At 36.3% G+C, this 18,043-nt stretch carries 14 protein-coding genes, 1 tRNA gene and 1 pseudogene; 7 read left to right on the top strand and 9 right to left on the bottom strand.

Annotated elements, in window-relative coordinates; translation table 11 throughout:
* Positions 1 to 346: 346 nt before the first annotated feature.
* On the bottom strand, positions 347 to 1,717 hold the full coding sequence (locus tag MYP_RS11485; protein ID WP_045463258.1) for a sensor histidine kinase: 1,371 nt from the start codon (positions 1,715 to 1,717) through the stop codon (positions 347 to 349).
* Positions 1,714 to 2,406: a response regulator transcription factor gene (locus tag MYP_RS11480; protein WP_045463255.1), complete on the bottom strand. Its 693-nt coding sequence runs from the start codon at positions 2,404 to 2,406 to the stop codon at positions 1,714 to 1,716. Before MYP_RS11480 ends, MYP_RS11485 begins: the two co-directional genes overlap by 4 nt.
* 392 nt (positions 2,407 to 2,798) lie before the next feature.
* Between MYP_RS11480 and MYP_RS11475 the strand changes: the two genes are divergently transcribed.
* From MYP_RS11475 to MYP_RS11465, 3 genes and pseudogenes are all read left to right on the top strand, one after another.
* Positions 2,799 to 3,275: a hypothetical protein gene (locus tag MYP_RS11475; RefSeq protein ID WP_045463252.1), complete on the top strand. Its 477-nt coding sequence runs from the start codon at positions 2,799 to 2,801 to the stop codon at positions 3,273 to 3,275.
* Positions 3,251 to 3,619 carry an ISAon1 family transposase N-terminal region protein gene (locus MYP_RS26380; RefSeq protein WP_045463249.1) on the top strand — a complete coding sequence of 123 codons (369 nt, stop codon included), beginning with the start codon at positions 3,251 to 3,253 and terminating at the stop codon, positions 3,617 to 3,619. The genes MYP_RS11475 and MYP_RS26380 overlap by 25 nt, the downstream gene beginning before the upstream one ends.
* A 34-nt stretch (positions 3,620 to 3,653) precedes the next feature.
* Positions 3,654 to 4,577 (top strand): annotated as a pseudogene (locus tag MYP_RS11465) (ISAon1 family transposase); the annotation flags it as partial.
* A gap of 238 nt (positions 4,578 to 4,815) precedes the next feature.
* On the opposite strand, the gene MYP_RS11460 reads toward MYP_RS11465, so the two are convergent.
* Positions 4,816 to 4,889, bottom strand: a tRNA-Ile gene (locus MYP_RS11460).
* 96 nt (positions 4,890 to 4,985) lie between these two features.
* Between MYP_RS11460 and MYP_RS11455 the strand changes: the two genes are divergently transcribed.
* Positions 4,986 to 5,612: an HAD family hydrolase gene (locus tag MYP_RS11455; RefSeq protein WP_045463243.1), complete on the top strand. Its 627-nt coding sequence runs from the start codon at positions 4,986 to 4,988 to the stop codon at positions 5,610 to 5,612.
* Positions 5,605 to 6,738 carry a site-2 protease family protein gene (locus MYP_RS11450; protein ID WP_045463240.1) on the top strand — a complete coding sequence of 378 codons (1,134 nt, stop codon included), beginning with the start codon at positions 5,605 to 5,607 and terminating at the stop codon, positions 6,736 to 6,738. The genes MYP_RS11455 and MYP_RS11450 overlap by 8 nt, the downstream gene beginning before the upstream one ends.
* Before the next feature lie 5 nt (positions 6,739 to 6,743).
* Here MYP_RS11450 and MYP_RS11445 read toward each other — a convergent pair whose 3' ends face one another.
* The 6 genes from MYP_RS11445 to MYP_RS11420 all read right to left on the bottom strand — a co-directional run bounded on the left by MYP_RS11445 (position 6,744) and on the right by MYP_RS11420 (position 14,694).
* The gene (locus MYP_RS11445; RefSeq protein WP_045463237.1) at positions 6,744 to 8,594 is read right to left on the bottom strand and encodes a T9SS type A sorting domain-containing protein; all 1,851 of its coding nucleotides are present in this window, start codon (positions 8,592 to 8,594) and stop codon (positions 6,744 to 6,746) included.
* A 10-nt stretch (positions 8,595 to 8,604) separates the two neighbouring features.
* The gene (locus MYP_RS11440) at positions 8,605 to 9,372 is read right to left on the bottom strand and encodes a PASTA domain-containing protein (protein ID WP_045463234.1); all 768 of its coding nucleotides are present in this window, start codon (positions 9,370 to 9,372) and stop codon (positions 8,605 to 8,607) included.
* Positions 9,373 to 12,066: a D-alanine--D-alanine ligase family protein gene (locus MYP_RS11435; RefSeq protein ID WP_197060063.1), complete on the bottom strand. Its 2,694-nt coding sequence runs from the start codon at positions 12,064 to 12,066 to the stop codon at positions 9,373 to 9,375.
* Between the two features lie 107 nt (positions 12,067 to 12,173).
* Positions 12,174 to 12,473: a NifU family protein gene (locus MYP_RS11430; protein WP_045463228.1), complete on the bottom strand. Its 300-nt coding sequence runs from the start codon at positions 12,471 to 12,473 to the stop codon at positions 12,174 to 12,176.
* A 33-nt stretch (positions 12,474 to 12,506) separates the two neighbouring features.
* Positions 12,507 to 13,604, bottom strand: coding sequence for an Mrp/NBP35 family ATP-binding protein (locus MYP_RS11425; RefSeq protein ID WP_045463225.1), 1,098 nt, complete (start codon positions 13,602 to 13,604; stop codon positions 12,507 to 12,509).
* Positions 13,605 to 13,713: 109 nt separating this feature from the next.
* On the bottom strand, positions 13,714 to 14,694 hold the full coding sequence (locus tag MYP_RS11420; protein WP_045463222.1) for a c-type cytochrome: 981 nt from the start codon (positions 14,692 to 14,694) through the stop codon (positions 13,714 to 13,716).
* Between the two features lie 249 nt (positions 14,695 to 14,943).
* Here MYP_RS11420 and dnaG point away from each other — a divergent pair, with 249 nt between their 5' ends.
* Entirely contained in the window at positions 14,944 to 16,890 is a 1,947-nt protein-coding gene (dnaG, locus tag MYP_RS11415) for a DNA primase (protein WP_045463219.1), read from the top strand.
* Positions 16,891 to 16,948: 58 nt separating this feature from the next.
* Positions 16,949 to 18,043 (top strand): glycosyltransferase family 9 protein, encoded by a 1,095-nt coding sequence (locus tag MYP_RS11410; protein WP_052430114.1) that lies wholly within the window; start codon positions 16,949 to 16,951, stop codon positions 18,041 to 18,043.

The following is an 18,043-nucleotide window of genomic DNA, read 5'->3' as shown; positions in this document are numbered from 1 at the left end:
TCATGATTTATTAATGTATGATTTATTCACAAGTGGTAGTAAGCTTTTCAGTGGTATTGAATTCGAAATGATCAGGGGGATATATTTATTTATATACCTGATAATTATATGCTGGATAGAAAAATGCTAAATGAATTCATTTAGTCCTAACTTGGTGGCCTTTTGTTAATGTGATATTATCTCTGGAATATATAAATATTGGAAACGAAAAGTATAGATTGTAAAGAGGAATACCTTATGTCATAATGCTATTAATATAAGCAAGGAGAGGTGATATTTAATTTCGAAGCATATGAGTGTTCAATTTTTTATTACAAATATAAAGTTGTAATATTTAAAATTAAGATCAGTTTAGTGGAAGTGTGATGGTAAATTTATTTGAATTGGCTTCTTCATTTGCTACATAAGAAATTGTTCCATCGTGCATCGTTAGGATCTTTTTTATAAAAACAAGCCCCAGACCGAATCCTCTTTTCCCTTTGCTGTTTTCTCCTCTGAAATAGCGCCCGTAGATATATTGTCTTTCGTTTTCATTTATAACAGGACCGTTATTTATGAAATCTATTTGAAGTCGTTTATTTACCGGTGTAATAACAATTGTTGCCAGATTATCTACACTATATTGGATGCAGTTAATCATCATGTTGGACAAAGAAGCTTTTAAAAGACGCAGGTTAGCAAATATAGTGAGCTTGCTTTCATCTTCTATAGACTCGGAATATTTAATGGAAAACTGAAAGTCCGGGTATAATACATTGAGCTCATCAACCAAATCAAAAATAAGTTCGTCAATCCGTATTCTTGACAGTTTGGGAGTGTTGCCCGATTCCGTTTTGGCAATTTCCAGCAATGAGTTTATGATCTTACTTAAGTTTTCGGTGTCCTCTTTCTGATCTTTTATTAAAAATTTTATTTTATTAATATCTACCTCTTTCTCAATTCTCTCAAAGTTGGATACCAAAACTGCAATTGGTGTTTTTAATTCATGAGATATATGGTGAACGGCATTCTTTTGAAATGAAAATGCTTCATTCATTCTTTGCATTAATTCGTTGAACCTTTGCCCTAAAACCGCGACTTCATTTTTCCTGCCATCCATTACAGCAATTGGTTCATATTTACTTTCAAAGTTGAAATCTTTTATTTGTCGGGTAAGTGCAACGATAGGATTTGTTATTTTTTTTGAAAGGTAATATGACATAAAAATAACCACCAGAACGATTATCATAAAGGTTAGAAAGAGAATGTATTTGAGATAATTCAGCTTATGGTATCCTGGCAAGTCATAAGCATTACTGATTCCATAAAACACTTCTCCGTCTTGTTCCACATAGATTCCTAGTACATCATAACGGCCGCTTTTCTGCTCTACCTTTGTTTTAAGGGAAGATAGTCGGGAGAGAATATTCTTAGTAAGATCGGTGGGCTTATGATCCAACCTTGAGTAGAGGAGGTTTTTATCCTTATCAAAAATAAAGAGTTTTTGAGCATAAACATCATTAATTGTGATCCGATCCATAGCGGAAATCAATTCCTCATCTATCTCTTCAATTTTTGTGAGGAACTTTAATGTGTTAATTATTTTCTCCTTCTGCTGTTGGTGGAAATCTTCAGCACGGTATTCATAGAATAACATATAGATAAAAAAGAAGGCAGCTCCAACCATAACTATAGTTACTACTGAAAAGTAAAATAATATCTTTTGTTTAATACTCATTTTTCGTCAAAGTAGTATCCAAATCCTATTTTTGTTTTTATTGAATCCTTTCCAAAAGGTTTGTCCAGTTTCTTTCTGAGAAAGTTTATATATACTTCAATAGTGTTTGTATTTGCGTCAAAGGCTGTTCCCCAGATTTCTTTTATTAATTCTTTTTTAGGAACCAGTTCCCCTTTAGATAATACTAATCTCAATAATATCTGATATTCCCTTGGAGTTAATGTTATTTCTGTTCCCTGCCTTGAAACTTTTTTGTTATTTGTGTGGATAACAATATCACCAACAACTAATGTTGCAGAAATTGAATCTTTTACGCTTACATTTGAAGTGCTTCTTTTCAGAAGTGAAGTTACCCTTAGAATAAGTTCCTTCATGTAAAATGGTTTTGTTAGATAATCATCAGCCCCGCAGTCATAGCCTTGAACTTTATCTTCAAGTTCATCGAATGCCGTTAATATCAGAATAGGGGTTATTGTATTGTGTTTCCTAAAGTCTTTGCAAAGTTCGTAACCATTTTTGTGAGGGAGATTAATATCCAGTATAACACAATCAAAGTCACTTTTTTTTAGAACTTTTTCAGCGAGAAGTCCGTCAAAAACAGTTTCAACCTCCATTTGCTCTGCCGATAATGCTTCTTTGATATTCTTATTTAAGGCAGGGTCATCTTCTATGATTAATATTCTTTTCAATTTCTCTCTGGTTATAGCCTAAACCAAATTTATCATTTAAAAGTATGGAAGACAAATATCCTTTTTATCTAACCTATAGGGAAATGGTTTACCTTTAACTTTAACTCTACGGGCTCGTCCTTTAGTTCCATCATTTCTAAAAAATGGGCTCAATTGCAACGAAACTATTAATGGTAAGATATATTAGATCTGAAGGCAGTATTTATATGTTGGTCAGATCGTTTAAAGTACAATCGGCTTGCCGATATGTATTTTACTGGAATTAAGTAGCAGTAAACCTAAAATTTGATAAAATGATTCTTTATTTGAATACCATATTTGTGTAATTATATTTAAGAAACCAACCTTTATTGTTTGTTCTGAATGCTAGAAGATTTAGTTAACTAGATGGTATGTCTGAAAGTATAAAAATAGAAAAGCCTTGTCATGAAGACTGGAATAAAATGAAGCCGAAAGGTCAAGGGAAGCATTGTGAATTATGCAATAAGGCTGTAATTGATTTTACTAATGCAAAAGAAGATGAGATAATAAATTATTTAAAACAAAATTCAGGACAAAGAGTCTGCGGTCATTTTAAATCTGATCAGCTTACTAAAAAGCATTCTTATACTGATAGGTTGCTGAATAGTTTACTTGTATTTATTGAAAAGAGATTTTCAGTACGAATATTAACTAGTTCTTTTAGCTTTATAGTGGGAGTGCTCCTTGTTATGATCGGATGTCAAAACAGAACTACAGGAGAGGTGGAGCTTCAGAAGATTGATATAAAAGACAGTTCTGGTAATATGGGATCAATCGGAATTTCTGGGGGGAAAGTTAAAAAATCTTTATTTTGTACAAAGTTATGCAAAGTGAAGATTATAATTTAGTTAGTTTAGTGCTCCCTTCAGGTATCCTTGACTTCTTTTCAATAACCAAAGTTGCTCATACAGAAGAAGTACTGAATATTTATCTTGAAGAGAAAAACATAAAACCAGAAGAGTTTAAGACAAGCAAGCTCACTAGCAAGGGCTTTTTTGATGAAATAAAAGTTCAGGATTTTCCAATCAGAGGCAAAGATGTATTTCTTTATATCAGACGCAGGAGGTGGGAAGATGAGGAAGGATCGATTGTTTATCGGAACTGGGAACATGTAGCCAAAGGAACGCGAATGACAAAGGAATTCGCGGCTTTTTTAAAAGTTATATCTCGATTCCAGACCGGTAAGCTGTAAAAGTTTAGGAGATTATTTTGGAGTTGATGGTAAACTTCTGGAAGAACAATATAGAGATCATCTTAGCAATTTTCATTGCTGGGATCAACTAGAACATGCCGAGCAATGGATCCTTTATGAAGATAATCTTGGTCCATATTTAAGTATCGATGAAACAGCTCTTTCTCAGGGAGAGTTGTATACAGTTATCACTAATAAAGAAGCCAGAGGGCAAAAGGGATGCCTGGTAGCAATGATCAAAGGCACCAATAGCCAGACCGTACGAGAAGTTCTGAACAGGATACCAGATTATAAAAGGCATAAAGTAAAAGAAGTCACTCTGGATATGGCAGCTTCAATGGAAAACATAGTCAAATATTCATTTCCTAAAGCTACTCTTGTTACAGATAGATTCCATGTTCAGAAACTTGCATTTGATGCAGTGCAGGAAATGAGAATTCAGCTTCGCTGGGAAGCGATAGAACAAGAGAATAAAGAGTTTGAGCTCAGTAAAGAATTAGGGAAAAAGTTTATCCCGGATATTTACGAAAATGGAGATTCATTGAAACAATTGTTGGCCCGTAGCAGGTACTTGCTATTTAAAGCAAAAACAAAATGGACCCCATCACAAATACACAGAGGCGAAATTCTCTTTAGACTCTATCCATCGCTGGAAACGGCATACAATCTGTCAATACAGTTAGGCAATATATTTCAGACTATAAAAGATAAAAGAGTAGCCTTTACTAAACTGGCTCAATGGTATGATAAGGTAGAGAAAGCAGGATTTGAATCATTCATGACAGTGAGAAGATCAATTGAAGCTCATTATCCCACTATTTTAAACTTCTTTGATAACCGCAGTACCAATGCTTCTGCTGAATCTTTTAATGCAAAAATCAAAGCCTTCAGATCTGCTTTCAGAGGAGTAAGAAATGTAACTTTCTTTTTATTCAGACTTGCAAATATCTATGCTTGAAAAAATTATATCGCTCCCCAGGTTTTCCGATTGATCCGTAATATGCATCAAAGTCTAAGCTGTGATACATCTGAATCTGTTATGGCTAAGCCTATCTGGGTCAAAGATTCTGTAAAGATGAAGAATATAGATGGTAAGAATTAAACCATTTCTTTTTATGAGGAGGAAAGTCGGAGTCTTTTGGCTGATTTTCAAAATAAAAAAGCCTTCAATTGTAAGATTGAAGGCTTTACTCTTGTGGGCCCTGCTGGAATCGAACCAGCCACCTACTGATTATGAGTCAGTTGCTCTAACCGAATGAGCTAAGGGCCCCTTCCCTAAGAAGACTTTTATAAGCCCCCTTGAATTTGGGAGTGCAATTTTACATATTTGCATTCATATTGCCAAACATTTAAACACTATTTTCATTTGAATTTTTCAGAATATAAAAATATTATTTTTGACCTGGGTGCTGTAATCATCAATATTGACTTTCAAAAAACTTTTGAAGCATTTGCAAAACTTGGGAATACTGATGTATTACAGGTACTTAAGAAATTTGAAGATCAGAAAATATTGCATAGGTATGAAACAGGAGAGGTAGATGACAACGGTTTCAGAAACCTCATCAGGGAGGAGTTCGGAAGTCAGTTGTCAGATGATCAGATCGACAATGCCTGGAATGCCTTGCTTCTGGATATCCCTCAGGAAAGAATAAATTTGATATTAAAGCTGAAAAACAAATACAGATTATTTATACTGAGCAATACCAATGCAATCCATATAAAGGGTGTAAATGCTATATTGCATAAAACTACCGGTACCCCGAATCTGGATAAGATTTTTGAAAAGGTATATTATTCTCATGAGGTTTTGTTAAGAAAACCGGATGTAGCCATTTATGAGTATGTTTTGAAAGACAAAGACTTAAAGGTCTCCGAAACAATCTTCCTTGATGATAATTTAGATAATATAAAAGCATCTGAAAGGGTGGGAATTACAAGCTTATGGGTAAATCACCCATTGACGATTTTAGATTTATTGAAAGATGCGTAAAGAAAAAATTAAAACATACCTGATTCAGTTTTTCCTATTTGTTGCAACTTTAACTACTACAACTTTAGCAGGTTATACCTTTACATCTTCAAAGTCTGATAGCTTTGAAGCGATATTACAGGGATTATATTTTTCTATCCCATTTCTTGGTATACTTACCATTCATGAATTCGGACATTATATAACAGCCAGATTGTATAAAGTAAAGGTAACACTGCCTTATTTCATACCATTTATCACTTTTATAGGCACACTCGGAGCTTTTATAAGGATTAAAAGTAAGCTGGGGTCTAAAAAGGAAATCTTCGATATTGGTATTGCTGGACCACTGGCTGGATTTGTTGCTGCTTTGATATTGTTGTTTTACGGCTTTACCCATTTGCCTTCGCGTGAACATATTTTTACCATTCATCCTGAATATGAACAATATGGTCTGGAATATGAAAAATTTGTCTACACTCAAAAAAATCCAGACCCAAATGTTGTCAATTACAAATTAGGAGATAATCTCCTGTTTAAGTTTTTCAAGGAATATGTTGCACCTGATCCTTTAGCAGTGCCTAATGCTTATGAACTGATTCATTATCCATTTCTTTTTGCCGGTTTCTGGGCATTATTCTTTACTGCGCTTAATTTGCTGCCAATAGGGCAGACAGATGGTGGGCATATTTTGTATGGACTGGTGGGAGCTAAAAGACAAAGGCAGATAACTCCTGTAATCTTTACCTTATTTGTATTTATAGGTGGATTAGGAATTTTTTCCAATGATAATGTTTTTGGAAGTTACGTACCCTTAGGTTCATTTGAAAACTTTATTGGATTTGCTCCTTTTTACCTGTTTATCCTTTATGTGATATTTTCCAAGGTCAGCGAAAGCAAAGTCACTAATTTTTTAATTGCCACTGTTATATTTACACTGCAGTTTTTCCTTAGTATAATGTGGCCAACCATTCAGGGTGCTATAGGTTATTTGGTATTTGCATTATTGTTCGGGCGTTTTCTGGGTATATATCACCCACCGGCAGAAATAGAAGAACCATTAAGTACCTCAAGAAAAATATTAGGCTGGGTAGCTTTGATTATTTTTATAATCTGCTTTTCTCCCCAGCCTTTAATGATTGAATAGAAAATTTATTTGTTGAGTAATACCTTTTTAACAGTCAGCGCATTGCCGTCAGTAAGGTAAAGGAGGTAAAGACCATTATTCAGATGGCTTATATCCATCGTGTTTTCTGAAAAAGTATAATTATCGTAAAGCTGCTCAGCCATTACACGGCCAGACAAATCATATAATGTTGCTTTGGAGATTTTACCAAAGATATTAATGAGCCCTGCGCTTGGATTTGGGAAAACAGAAGCTTCAAGCTCTTGTACAGGAGGTTTATTCCCAACAGGAAATCCTTTTCCAAAGACGGGTCTGATCATGATAGTGCCGGCAGCTCTGTCAAAATGTTCCCAAACGTTTCCAAGATTTACATACATTTTATCCTGGTTATCATTATTCTTGTCAAAGCCAATTCCCAGCTGATAAGTATTACCAAAATTCTGGCGATATCCAACATAGAAGGAATCTGTTAATAATACCGGATTTGTCAGCTGATATCTCTTATAAGTATTGAGACTTGTGTATTCAATAATAATTTCTTGTGATGATATGATCTCTTCATTGTTAGTGCCAGGACTTATAGATTTCCAGACATGCAATCTGAGAGGTTGTTTGTCAAATGAGATTCCAACTCTTGGAATATAAATTTCTATATCGGTGATGGTATCAGGTTGGTTTAAACCGAACTTCAAGGCGAATCTTGATCCTGCAGAGTTAGAGCCTACATAAAATTCAGCAGTGCCATCATCATAAGCAAAATAATCGGATAAAGCCGTACTTCTGCATATACTGTCATTTACTCTGTAATCAATTCCTTTTTCAATAGTATCCTTTGCGTGAATAGCAAAGCATTGATTGATGTAAACAGGTTCATATGTTTCCGTTATATTAATATCATCAAGATCCCATGCGATAGTTGCCTGAGCAAAAGGGCCAATCAAAGCTCCCTGCAGGTTTCGAGTCTGAAGGATGTTTTCAGTGGTTTTATCAATTGCATAACTCGTATAGGTAGGAGTTCGGGTAATACCCATATTATGAACACGTACATTGCTTGATGATGCTATTGCACTTCCTCCACCAGCTACAAATTGATTTACCGGCATTGACTGATAATTTTTAAGTAAGGAGGTAGGTAAGGTTATAGGGGCAGCATCCGGATATAATGTATCACTTTGAGTTCTGTTGGCATCCAGGATGATGTAATCTATATTCCAGATATCAAAAGATCCGCTTTGTCTTCCATAGGAAGTAAAGCGAAACTGAAAGCCACCATGGAAGAAAGAGGAGTCTGTTAGCGGAATAATTTCCTGAAAGAAATTTGATTTATCAGCAATCGGAGGTTTTTTAGACCAGACTTTTTTCCATTCTTTTTTTGCATTTTTAAATTCAAGTCTCAGGGAATCAATTTTATTTTCAGAAGGGTCTCCGAAACCTGAGTTTTGCCAATAAAAACTCAGCATGACTGAGTCTGCTGGCGTTAATGTCTGAAGATTTATTGGTCTGGAGGTAAGGTCGTCTGTTTTTCCCTCTGCCGTTGGTATAGAAAAATTATATGGCATTCCTTCAGAATTGAGACCATCAAAAGTTGCTACTTTTACACTCGGAGGATTCATGGCGTAATCCTGGGAGATAAAAGTTCCACTTCCAGATTCCCATCTGGACAGATCAGGCGTACCTGTATTGTTTTGAGAAAAATCTTCGAAGAAGGGTAAAGAGAGCGTGTCATTAATAGCAGCTACTCTTGCATTTTTATTTAATCCTCTTGAAGGATCGAATTCGAGGGGGCGGATAAAGATCTGCCCCCAGGTATTTTCATTGAACAAGAAAAAAGAAAAAAGGAAAAAGAAAAATGGAGATCTTATAAAGCTTTTTAGCATATAGATAATTTTAACGAGTCAATGTAGTCGGTTGACCGGCTACCCATACATCAACGATTTCTCCTATTTTTAATTTTTCTCCGGCAGCAGGTTTTTGTCTGATTACTGTTCCTTCCGGCTCTGTGGATTCAGGGTCAGCTTTTTCTGAAATGGAAAGTCCCGTTCCGGCAAGTAAAACTCTGGCTTCATCCAGAGGCATTCCTATCAGATCAGGTATTTCTTTTTCTTCTGTCCCGGTTCCATTTCCTACCATTAATGTTACTTTGGTTCCTTTTGATACTGGTGCACCATGTTCGATATGCTTTCCGTCCACCAACTGGTCTATTACCACATTTGAGTATGGGCTTGGCACATATTGTGTTCCGGCAAGAATAAGATCATAACCTTTAAGCATCATTTCGGCACTTTTCAGGGAAAGGTCTACAAGGTTAGGCATTTTAACTTTTGGGGGATTCAAAGAGCTTACAGAAATATAAATCTTTCTGCCATCTTTTACTTTTGATCCTTCAAGTGGGTGTTGGGAAAGGACAGTATGTGGCTTGCTTCCGCTTACATAAGTAGAGTCATTGATTTGGTATCTCAGGTTTCTGGATGAAAGAAATTCGTCAAGTTCCGCTACAGTCATTCCGGTTAGTTTGGGTACTGTTATGCTTTCCCCATGCTTCGTGGCAGAAGGGAGATAGAAGTAAAAGAACATGGCCAACAGTCCGAAAAATAATACTGCAATGATGATCACATGAATGACTATGTGCTTCCAGGAGTTTGCTTTAAAAATCATTTATATTAAAACTTTTCTGTTATTTCTTTCAATTCCGAATGTAAGTATTTTGTCAATGAAATCATAAGGCTTATAACCGTTGATCGCAGTCTGGTGGAAAATACAGGTTGCCGGAGTCATACCTGGCAACGAGTTTACCTCTATAACTATTGTCTCTGCTCTGTTATCATCATATATTTTAACGAATGCATCAATACGGGCATATCCCTGAATATTAAGAATTTTTGCAGCTCTTTGCAGTTCAGTTCTTACCTGGGACGAAATATATTTCTGAGCTTCAGGATCTTTGCTGTATCTGGCTGGTGTTATATTCTGACCTTCACCGGCAAGAAATTTCTCCTCAAGAGAAAGGACATCTCCGGTAGCCAGGGTTTCACTAGGTTCAAACATTTCATATTCAATTTCCCCGCTTGCATTAAATCTGGTAAGTAAACCTCCTGTAACTTCAAGGAAATGTTTTGCATCACCCTTGCTTACAAGATCTTCTATCAGAAAATAGTTTTTGCAGGGAAACTCTTCGTTGTACTTTAGTTTTAAAGTTCTTGAAGACTCTGAATCTTTTAAATCATCCCATGCAAAGATCAATTTTGCATAAGCTGTCAGTTCTTCCAGGTTGTTAATTTTCTTTACCGCAGAGCTGCAACCATCGTCAGCTGGCTTTGCTATGATAGGATATTGAAAAGTGCTTTCGATTTCTTTAATAAGAGTTTCATAGTTATCTGCCCACTCATTTTTGAATACGAGTTTATGATTGGCAACCTTTACACCATTTTCTCTGAGAAGTTTATTTGTCTCATATTTATTAATGGTAATCTTAGAGCTTTCAACTCCTGATCCATTGTATGGAACACCGAATTTCTCCAGATTACTTTGAACTACACCATCTTCTCCGGGTCTTCCATGTAATGCAATAAATACCGAATCAACTTTTTCCGCCAGTTCCGGATAGCTGATTTCTCTGGGCTCAAGAATGGCATTACCTGTATATTTAACAGTGATATCTTTCGCTTCAGTGATTACTTTCTGTATAACAGGATGTTTGGATTTTGAATCCGCAGCAAGGACTTTGTCTCTGATATCATCTGCATTGTCTTTCAGCATGATGTTTACAGGGATAAGATACAATTTGTGCGAGTCTTCATTTCCTGTGAGGAAAATCGGTACAGGCTCATATTTCTTGCTGGAGGCCAGTTTCTCAAAGATGTTCCTTCCGCTTTCTACGGAGATATGTCTTTCGGAAGAATAACCACCCATGATTACAGCTACTTTTGTTTTTTCAGAAGCCTCTGTATTCAGTCTGTGCAGATTTGTATCAAGAGTGTTTAATAACTGCTTGAATGCAAAAGTTTTCTTACCTGTTTTTATTCTTTCCGCAATGGATGTTCTGATAATATAGGTCAGGAATTGAGATGGATTTAACCCTATCTCGGCAGCCTGATGGAAAAAGAAACTTGATGGAAGCATTCCCGAAGTAGTATTCGGATCGTTCAGAAAAATTTCTCCTTCCTGATTGATGAACCCATCAAGTCGTGCATATACATTAAAGTTTAATTCATTGAAAAGACGCTCGCATGCTGTTCGGATTCCTTCTATCTGATTGGTTGGAATGTCAATCGGTGTAACTTTCCTGCTCATTCCCGGAAGGTACTTTGAGCGATAGTCAAACACTTCATTGCCTTTGCGAATTTCTGTAGGAGGAAGGGCTATAGCTTTCCCATTTTCATCCTGCACTACTATACAACTGAACTCTTTGCCACTGATAAAACCTTCAATGACAATTTCTTCTTCGTTGTCAAGGCTTTCAAGGATCAGCGTGGAGTCAGACTGGCTGAAGTGATAGTTTAGTTGATCGAATAGATGTTCCGGATGATTGACTTTATTGCCACTGATCATTACCGGCAGACCTATACCATCACGTATATCCGTTAATGTTCTTATGAAATTGATTTTGCCTTCTTCTGAAAGGCTTGTCCAGTCGTGTTTTGAAACCGGCTGCATGAAAAAGCTTCTGTAAACAGCTTTCTCAAAAGCCTGAGTATCTTCTTTGCTGATTACCGAGATTCCTATTGAAGATCCTTGATAAGGAGCTTTTACCACAAATGGAAGTCCCAGTTCATTTCTGAAGTGATTAAAAAAAGTAGATTTGTCTGTTTCATTCAGCCAATCTGCTTTTTTCAGATAAAGATTTTTAGGTCCTGGAAATCCTGCATTCTTCATCAGTTTCTTCTGAACGATCTTATTGATTCCGATTGAAGAAGGGAGTATGCCTGATCCTGAATAAGGAATATTATACCACTCTAATAATCCCTGAATATTACCATCTTCACCGTATGGACCATGAAGTGCAAGAAATGCAAAGTCAAAGAGTTTTGAAAATTCATCCGGTTGAATTCTTCTTCCAACCTGACGGATAACGTTCTCTCTTTCTTCTATAGTTAGATCACCCAGAGATTCGATATATATCTGAAATCCGTGCGGAGTAGGAGGAAGATGGTTAAATGGGGGAAAAAAGTCTCTGATAGTTCCTTTATATATATATTGCCAATCCAGAAGGATAAAGTCACCTACACTGTCAACAAAGATTGGGACGGCTTCAAATAAATTCTTGTTAAGGTTGTCATAAACGGTACGTCCACCTGCAAAGGAAATTTCTCTTTCTCTTGACTGTCCGCCAAAAAATATTCCTATTTTCATGATATAATCCTTCTTTTTACCGGTTAAAGTATGTTTGGTTTGTTATATTAAAAATTAATACCGACAGCAATGAGGTATTATTGTTTTCGCACTAAGTTGAATAACTACTAGTATACCGTTGAAGGCATTACAGCGTGCGGGTCATCCGGGGCTGTGATATTTACAGCAACCACACTGGTAATTTCAGGAACAGCTTTTTTGATCGCTTCTTCAACTCCTGCTTTTAATGTCATCGTTGACATCGGGCATGAACCGCAAGCTCCCAGAAGCTCAAGTTTGGCAACCATATCTTCTGTTACTTCTATTACTCTTACATTACCTCCGTCAGCTTCTAGGTATGGTCTGATGCTGTTTAAAGCAGTTTCTACTTTTTCAATTAGTCCTGAATTTGGTGCTGTAGTATCCATTTTATCTTATATAAGCCTTTTAAACTTAATGTTTTAAACTTTTATTTCTACTCTTTTGGTAGCTTCTGCACTTGCATTTCTGATCGCTACTTGTTGAGCCAGTGTTTCTGCCAGTTCTCTGAATGCTTCGGCAATAACGTCATTTTGCATCGCTGCCGGTTTTCCGTTGTCTCCGCATTCTCTGATTCCCTGCACCAAAGGTATTTGTCCTAATAAAGGAACGTTATTACTTTCGGCAAATTCTCTGCCTCCATTTTCTCCGAAAATAAAGTATTTATTATCAGGGAGTTCAAGAGGGGTAAAATAAGCCATATTTTCAACAACTCCCAAAACAGGTACGTTAATTTGTGGTTGTCTGAACATCCCTAATCCTCTTTGTGCATCTGCAAGTGCAACTTTCTGAGGAGTGGTCACCACTATTGCCCCTGTTACTGATACAGTCTGTACGAGAGTCAGGTGAATATCGCTGGTTCCGGGAGGCAGATCTATCAAAAGATAATCAAGTTCTCCCCATTTGCAATCTGAAAAGAATTGCTTCAATGCAGAACTTGCCATTGGACCTCTCCAAACCATTGCATGGTCAGGAGGTGTAAGGAATCCGATAGACATTAATTCTACACCGTATTGCTTTACAGGAATGATGAAATTTTTTCCGTTTTCCTGAATAACGCTCGGGCGCACATCTTCAAGGTCAAACATCGTAGGCATTGAAGGCCCGAAAATATCCGCATCTATCAAACCTACTTTAGCTCCTAGTTTGGTAAGAGCTATGGCAAGATTGGCAGTTACAGTAGATTTACCTACACCGCCTTTTCCTGAAGATATGGCTATAATATTTTTGACTCCCGGAAGCATTGGTCCCGCACTCGTTCTTGCCGATGTAACGTCTGCAGTCATATGAACTTCAACCTTAGCATCAGCAGATACATGTTGGTGAATTGCTTCTATGCATGAAGATTTGATAAGTTCTTTGAGTGGGCAGGCAGGAGTTGTTAAAACTACTGTAAATGAAATTTTATTCCCTTCAGTCTGAACGTCCTTAATCATGTTTAAGGTAACAAGATCCTTTTTCAGATCAGGTTCCTGAACTGTAGATAAGGCTTTAAGAATTTGTTCTTTAGTAAAAATCATCAATTAAATAATCCTTCTGTTGTATCTGTGCAATTTACTCAAAAATGCTCAAAAGTCTTAACAAAACTATTCCCGAATAAGTTGTCCTTTCCCTTAATTAATTGAGTAATTATTCTTTTGGTGAAAATAATACTACATTATTTTTTACGGGAGGAATAGTTTTAAGGTAGGCATAAAGAGCTTTAAGGTCTCCTTCTTTCATTCCTGCATACATCGTCCATGGCATTGTCGTATTGAAACGCCCTTCCTGAACATTCATATTCCTTGCTGCTGAGTCCGAATAAGCCTTAAATCTTTTTACAAACTGCTCTTCAGTCCAGTTACCTATACCCGTCTCTTTATCAGGAGTAATATTTGCAGATCTGACAGTACCGCCATAAGGAAGGGGAAATTCAAATCCTCCGGCATCTTCCATGCCTTTGATTTTGCTTCCATTGTCTTGTTTGGTATGGCAATCCGTGCAGGCGGCTGCAGTATAGATATACTTTCCGTAGGCTATTTGATCTGTGGTGTCGGGAACTTTTTGAAAATCAGGCTTTTGAGGGATGGTATTGATAATGAAATTCATAGGGAAATCAGCTTTAGACTTCGGAGCCTGTTTGCCTACAGGCTTTAATGTTCTGAGATAAGCGATGATACATTTGATATCTTCTTCATCCATTTTACCATAGGCAGGGTGTGGCATCACAGGGAATAAGGCTGTTCCGTTTTTGGAAACTCCACTTGTAATTGCTCTGAAAATTTCTCCGTCTGTCCAGTCGCCAAGTCCGATTGGTGAAATATTATGTGCATAAAATGCACCTGGGAATCCGAATATCTGACTGAATTCTTCCCCTCCGCCGCCAAGTGTTCCTTCTATCATCGGACCTGCAAATTTATTCCAGTCTCTTCCCGAATGGCAATCCATGCAAACAGATACATGATTAGCAAGGTATTTCCCCCTTTCAATTCTTTCCTGACTCATATCGACTTTCATTTCCGGAGCGGGGCCAACATTTGGCAAAGCGACTTTCATATAAGTAAGAGCACCGATAAGCAAAATAAAAACGCCTGAAAAGATGAATAAGAGTGCTCTAAAAAGTTTTTTCATAAATAATTTTTAATCGAGTTTTAAAGGTAATAAAAAAAATAGGTCAAAGATACTTTTCCACATTAGGATTAATGAATGCGTGTATAATCTGTTGATAAAATGTGGGATATGAGAAATGAAAATTCATTTTCAATTCATTTGGACAAGTCTTTAAAAATGTTAAAATGTTATTAATCGTATAATAAAAAGTGTTGTTTCAATGCCTCATTTAAATTTGTTAAATTTAATACCTCATAATTTTAAGGCAGAATGGCAGTTTCAAAGGAGATCCTCGACAAGATTAATGAAAGCATTGATATCGTAGAAGTCATTGGGGATTTTGTAACACTCAAGAAAAAAGGTCATTACTACAGTGCCTGTTGCCCTTTTCATAATGAAAAAACACCCTCATTTGCAGTAACTCCGGCAAAAGGCATTTACAAATGTTTTGGTTGTGGCAAAGCCGGAGATGCTATCCGTTTTGTGATGGATATTGAAGGTTTGAGCTATATTGAGGCAATGAGATATCTTGCTAAGAAATATGGCATAGATATACCGGAAGGATCCACCAAAGATGTTGACTTTCATAAGCAAAATGAAAGGGAAAGTCTCCTGATCGTCCTGCAATATGCAAAGAATTATTTTCAGAAGATATTACAGGAACATGATAAAGGACAATCTATTGGTTACAGCTATTTCAAAGAAAGAGGTTTTTCAGACTCTACTATTAAGAAGTTTGATCTTGGCTATAGTCTTGAGGAATGGGAAGGGCTTTTTAAACAAGCTGTAAAAGAAGGTTTTTCTATTGAAATGCTGGAGAAAGCCGGATTGGTTGTGCGGAAGGAAAATGCGAATGATAAAAATTCTGTAAGACACTACGACAGATTCAGGGCAAGGGTAATTTTTCCAATTCACAATGTGACAGGAAAGGTAATTGCATTCGGTGCCAGGATTCTGAAAACAGATAAAAATCAGCCTAAATACCTGAACTCTCCTGAAACTGAAGTTTATCATAAAAGTAAAATACTTTACGGAATCTATCAGGCTAAACAGTCTATTCGTCAGGAAGATAACTGTTTTCTTGTCGAAGGTTATACAGACGTAATAAGTTTGCACCAGGCAGGAATTGAAAACGTGGTAGCTTCTTCAGGTACTTCACTGACAGAGGATCAGGTGCGACTGATAAGCCGGTATACCATTAATATTACCATACTTTATGACGGAGATATTGCTGGTATAAAAGCATCCATGCGTGGTATCGACATGATATTGGAGCAAGGGATGAATGTGAATGTGGTGACCTTCCCCGATAGTGAAGATCCAGACAGCTTTGTCAGAAAACTAGGAGGTGAAGAATTTAAGAAGTATATAAAGGCTTCCAAAAAAGATTTTATTAGTTTTAAAACAGCTCTATTTTTAAAAGAAACGGAAGGTGATCCTGTTAAAAAAGCAGGAGTGATCAGAGAGATTGTAGAAAGTATTTCTAAAATCCCTGATGCTATTAAAAGAGCTGTTTTTTTCAAACAATGCAGCGCCCTCATGGAAATAGAGGAGCAAACCCTCATTTCCGAATATAATAAGATTGTCCTTAAAAAGAATCAGGAAAAGAAGCACGAAGAAATTCCTCCTCCTGACTTGCCACCAGATTTTTTCAATCCTGATTATGAGCCTATCAGGGAAGAGAAAAAACCTGAAATGAGTGCTATTGAGGCACACGAGAGGGAAATATTAAGGCTTATTGTAAATTATGCCCCTGTAAAGCTGGAAGAATCGAAAAGATTATATGAGTATGTACTGGAGCAGGTGGAAGATATTGATTTTCATACTGATATATACAGGAGGATGCTCGAAATGATCAAGTCAGAGCATGATATGGGCAATTTACCTGACAAAGGCTTTTTTATTCAGCATAATGATGAAAAAATCAGAAATGAGGCTGTGGATATGCTGGTTACCAAATATGACTATAGCCCAAACTGGGAACAAAAGTTTAAGATCTATATTACCAAAGAAGAAGATAATTTAGCGGAAATAATATATTCCTGTGTTTTAAAGCTTAAAAAGCTAAATGTAATGTTCCTGTTGGAGCAAAATAAGGAACAACTGAAAAATAATCCTTCGGAAGAGGAACAGATAAGGCTTATGATGATCTATACAAATCTAAAAAAGGTTGATATGGAACTGGCTAAGATGCTAGGAAACGTAATCTCCAAATAATTTTTCTGATTACTTAATTTTTGTAATATTGTTAAACGTATAATTTAATTTTAAAAAAATGTCGGAATTTTTAAATTCGATTGAAGTAAAAACGGATTGTCTCTATTTTAAAGGAGATATTCCCTGCAAACCTAATAAAGAATTTGGGTACCACTGCCAAGGTTGTCCTTCCTACAAAAAAATCGAATACAAAATACTTATAATAAAGTTGGGGGCAATTGGAGATGTAATAAGAACTACCCCTATCCTCAGAAAGCTTAGAAAAGAATATAATAATGCGAAAATATCCTGGCTAACACTTTCTCCGGATATTCTTCCTAAAAGTTCTGTAGAGGAGATCCTTAATTTTGAATTAAAGAATATCCTTTACATTGAAAATACACATTTTGATGTATTGATAAATCTGGATAAAGATAAAGAGGCCTGTGCACTTGCTTCAAAAATCTCCGCTGGGAAAAAAATGGGATACATTTTGAAAAACGGAGTGCCGTTTCCTGTTTCATCTCTGGCTAATCATAAGTATCTCACTGGAATTTTTGATGATGTAAGCAAAGCAAATAAGAAATCTTATGTTGAGGAAATCTTTGAAATCCTTGACTGGAAATTTGAAAATGAAGAATATTTATTTGATGATCATGAAGATAAAGGTTTTGTCTGGAACCTTGATAAAAATAAAAAATACATTGGTTTAAATACAGGCTGTGGAGATCGGTGGACCAGCAGGTTATGGCCAAATGAGCAGTGGCTGGACCTAATAAAGATTCTTAAAGAAAATGGCTTTGAGCCAGTGCTTTTGGGAGGCGCACAAGAGAACGAGAAAAACAAGATGTTATCTGAAAAATCCGGAGCTCTGTATTTTGGATATTTTCCATTACCTCAATTTGTAAATCTGATGAATCAGATGGAGTTAATTGTTACACAGGTGACCATGGCGATGCATATCGCAGTCGGGTTAAAGAAAACACTTGTGTTGATGAATAATATTTTTAATCCACATGAATTTTATCTCTATAACCGAGGCCAGATAGTATCACCTCCAAAAGAATGCGAGTGTTTCTACAGAGGGGTTTGTGTGCATGGTACATCTTGTATGGCACAGCTTTCATCAGAAACAGTTTTTAAAGCAATAGTGAGTAGTTTAGAAAAAAGTTAA

The organism is Sporocytophaga myxococcoides (assembly GCF_000775915.1).
In the GTDB taxonomy this organism is placed as follows: domain Bacteria; phylum Bacteroidota; class Bacteroidia; order Cytophagales; family Cytophagaceae; genus Sporocytophaga; species Sporocytophaga myxococcoides_A.
This window is presented reverse-complemented; position numbering and strand designations above follow the sequence as displayed.

What these genes read in the sequence shown, in the direction of transcription:
- MYP_RS11485 (WP_045463258.1), bottom strand. Translation starts at nt 1,717, where the DNA reads ATGAGTATTAAACAAAAGATATTATTTTACTTTTCAGTAGTAACTATA.
- MYP_RS11475 (WP_045463252.1), top strand. Translation starts at nt 2,799, where the DNA reads ATGTCTGAAAGTATAAAAATAGAAAAGCCTTGTCATGAAGACTGGAAT.
- MYP_RS26380 (WP_045463249.1), top strand. Translation starts at nt 3,251, where the DNA reads ATGCAAAGTGAAGATTATAATTTAGTTAGTTTAGTGCTCCCTTCAGGT.
- MYP_RS11450 (WP_045463240.1), top strand. Translation starts at nt 5,605, where the DNA reads ATGCGTAAAGAAAAAATTAAAACATACCTGATTCAGTTTTTCCTATTT.
- MYP_RS11445 (WP_045463237.1), bottom strand. Translation starts at nt 8,594, where the DNA reads ATGCTAAAAAGCTTTATAAGATCTCCATTTTTCTTTTTCCTTTTTTCT.
- MYP_RS11440 (WP_045463234.1), bottom strand. Translation starts at nt 9,372, where the DNA reads ATGATTTTTAAAGCAAACTCCTGGAAGCACATAGTCATTCATGTGATC.
- MYP_RS11435 (WP_197060063.1), bottom strand. Translation starts at nt 12,066, where the DNA reads ATGAAAATAGGAATATTTTTTGGCGGACAGTCAAGAGAAAGAGAAATT.
- MYP_RS11430 (WP_045463228.1), bottom strand. Translation starts at nt 12,473, where the DNA reads ATGGATACTACAGCACCAAATTCAGGACTAATTGAAAAAGTAGAAACT.
- MYP_RS11425 (WP_045463225.1), bottom strand. Translation starts at nt 13,604, where the DNA reads ATGATTTTTACTAAAGAACAAATTCTTAAAGCCTTATCTACAGTTCAG.
- MYP_RS11420 (WP_045463222.1), bottom strand. Translation starts at nt 14,694, where the DNA reads ATGAAAAAACTTTTTAGAGCACTCTTATTCATCTTTTCAGGCGTTTTT.
- dnaG (WP_045463219.1), top strand. Translation starts at nt 14,944, where the DNA reads ATGGCAGTTTCAAAGGAGATCCTCGACAAGATTAATGAAAGCATTGAT.
- MYP_RS11410 (WP_052430114.1), top strand. Translation starts at nt 16,949, where the DNA reads ATGTCGGAATTTTTAAATTCGATTGAAGTAAAAACGGATTGTCTCTAT.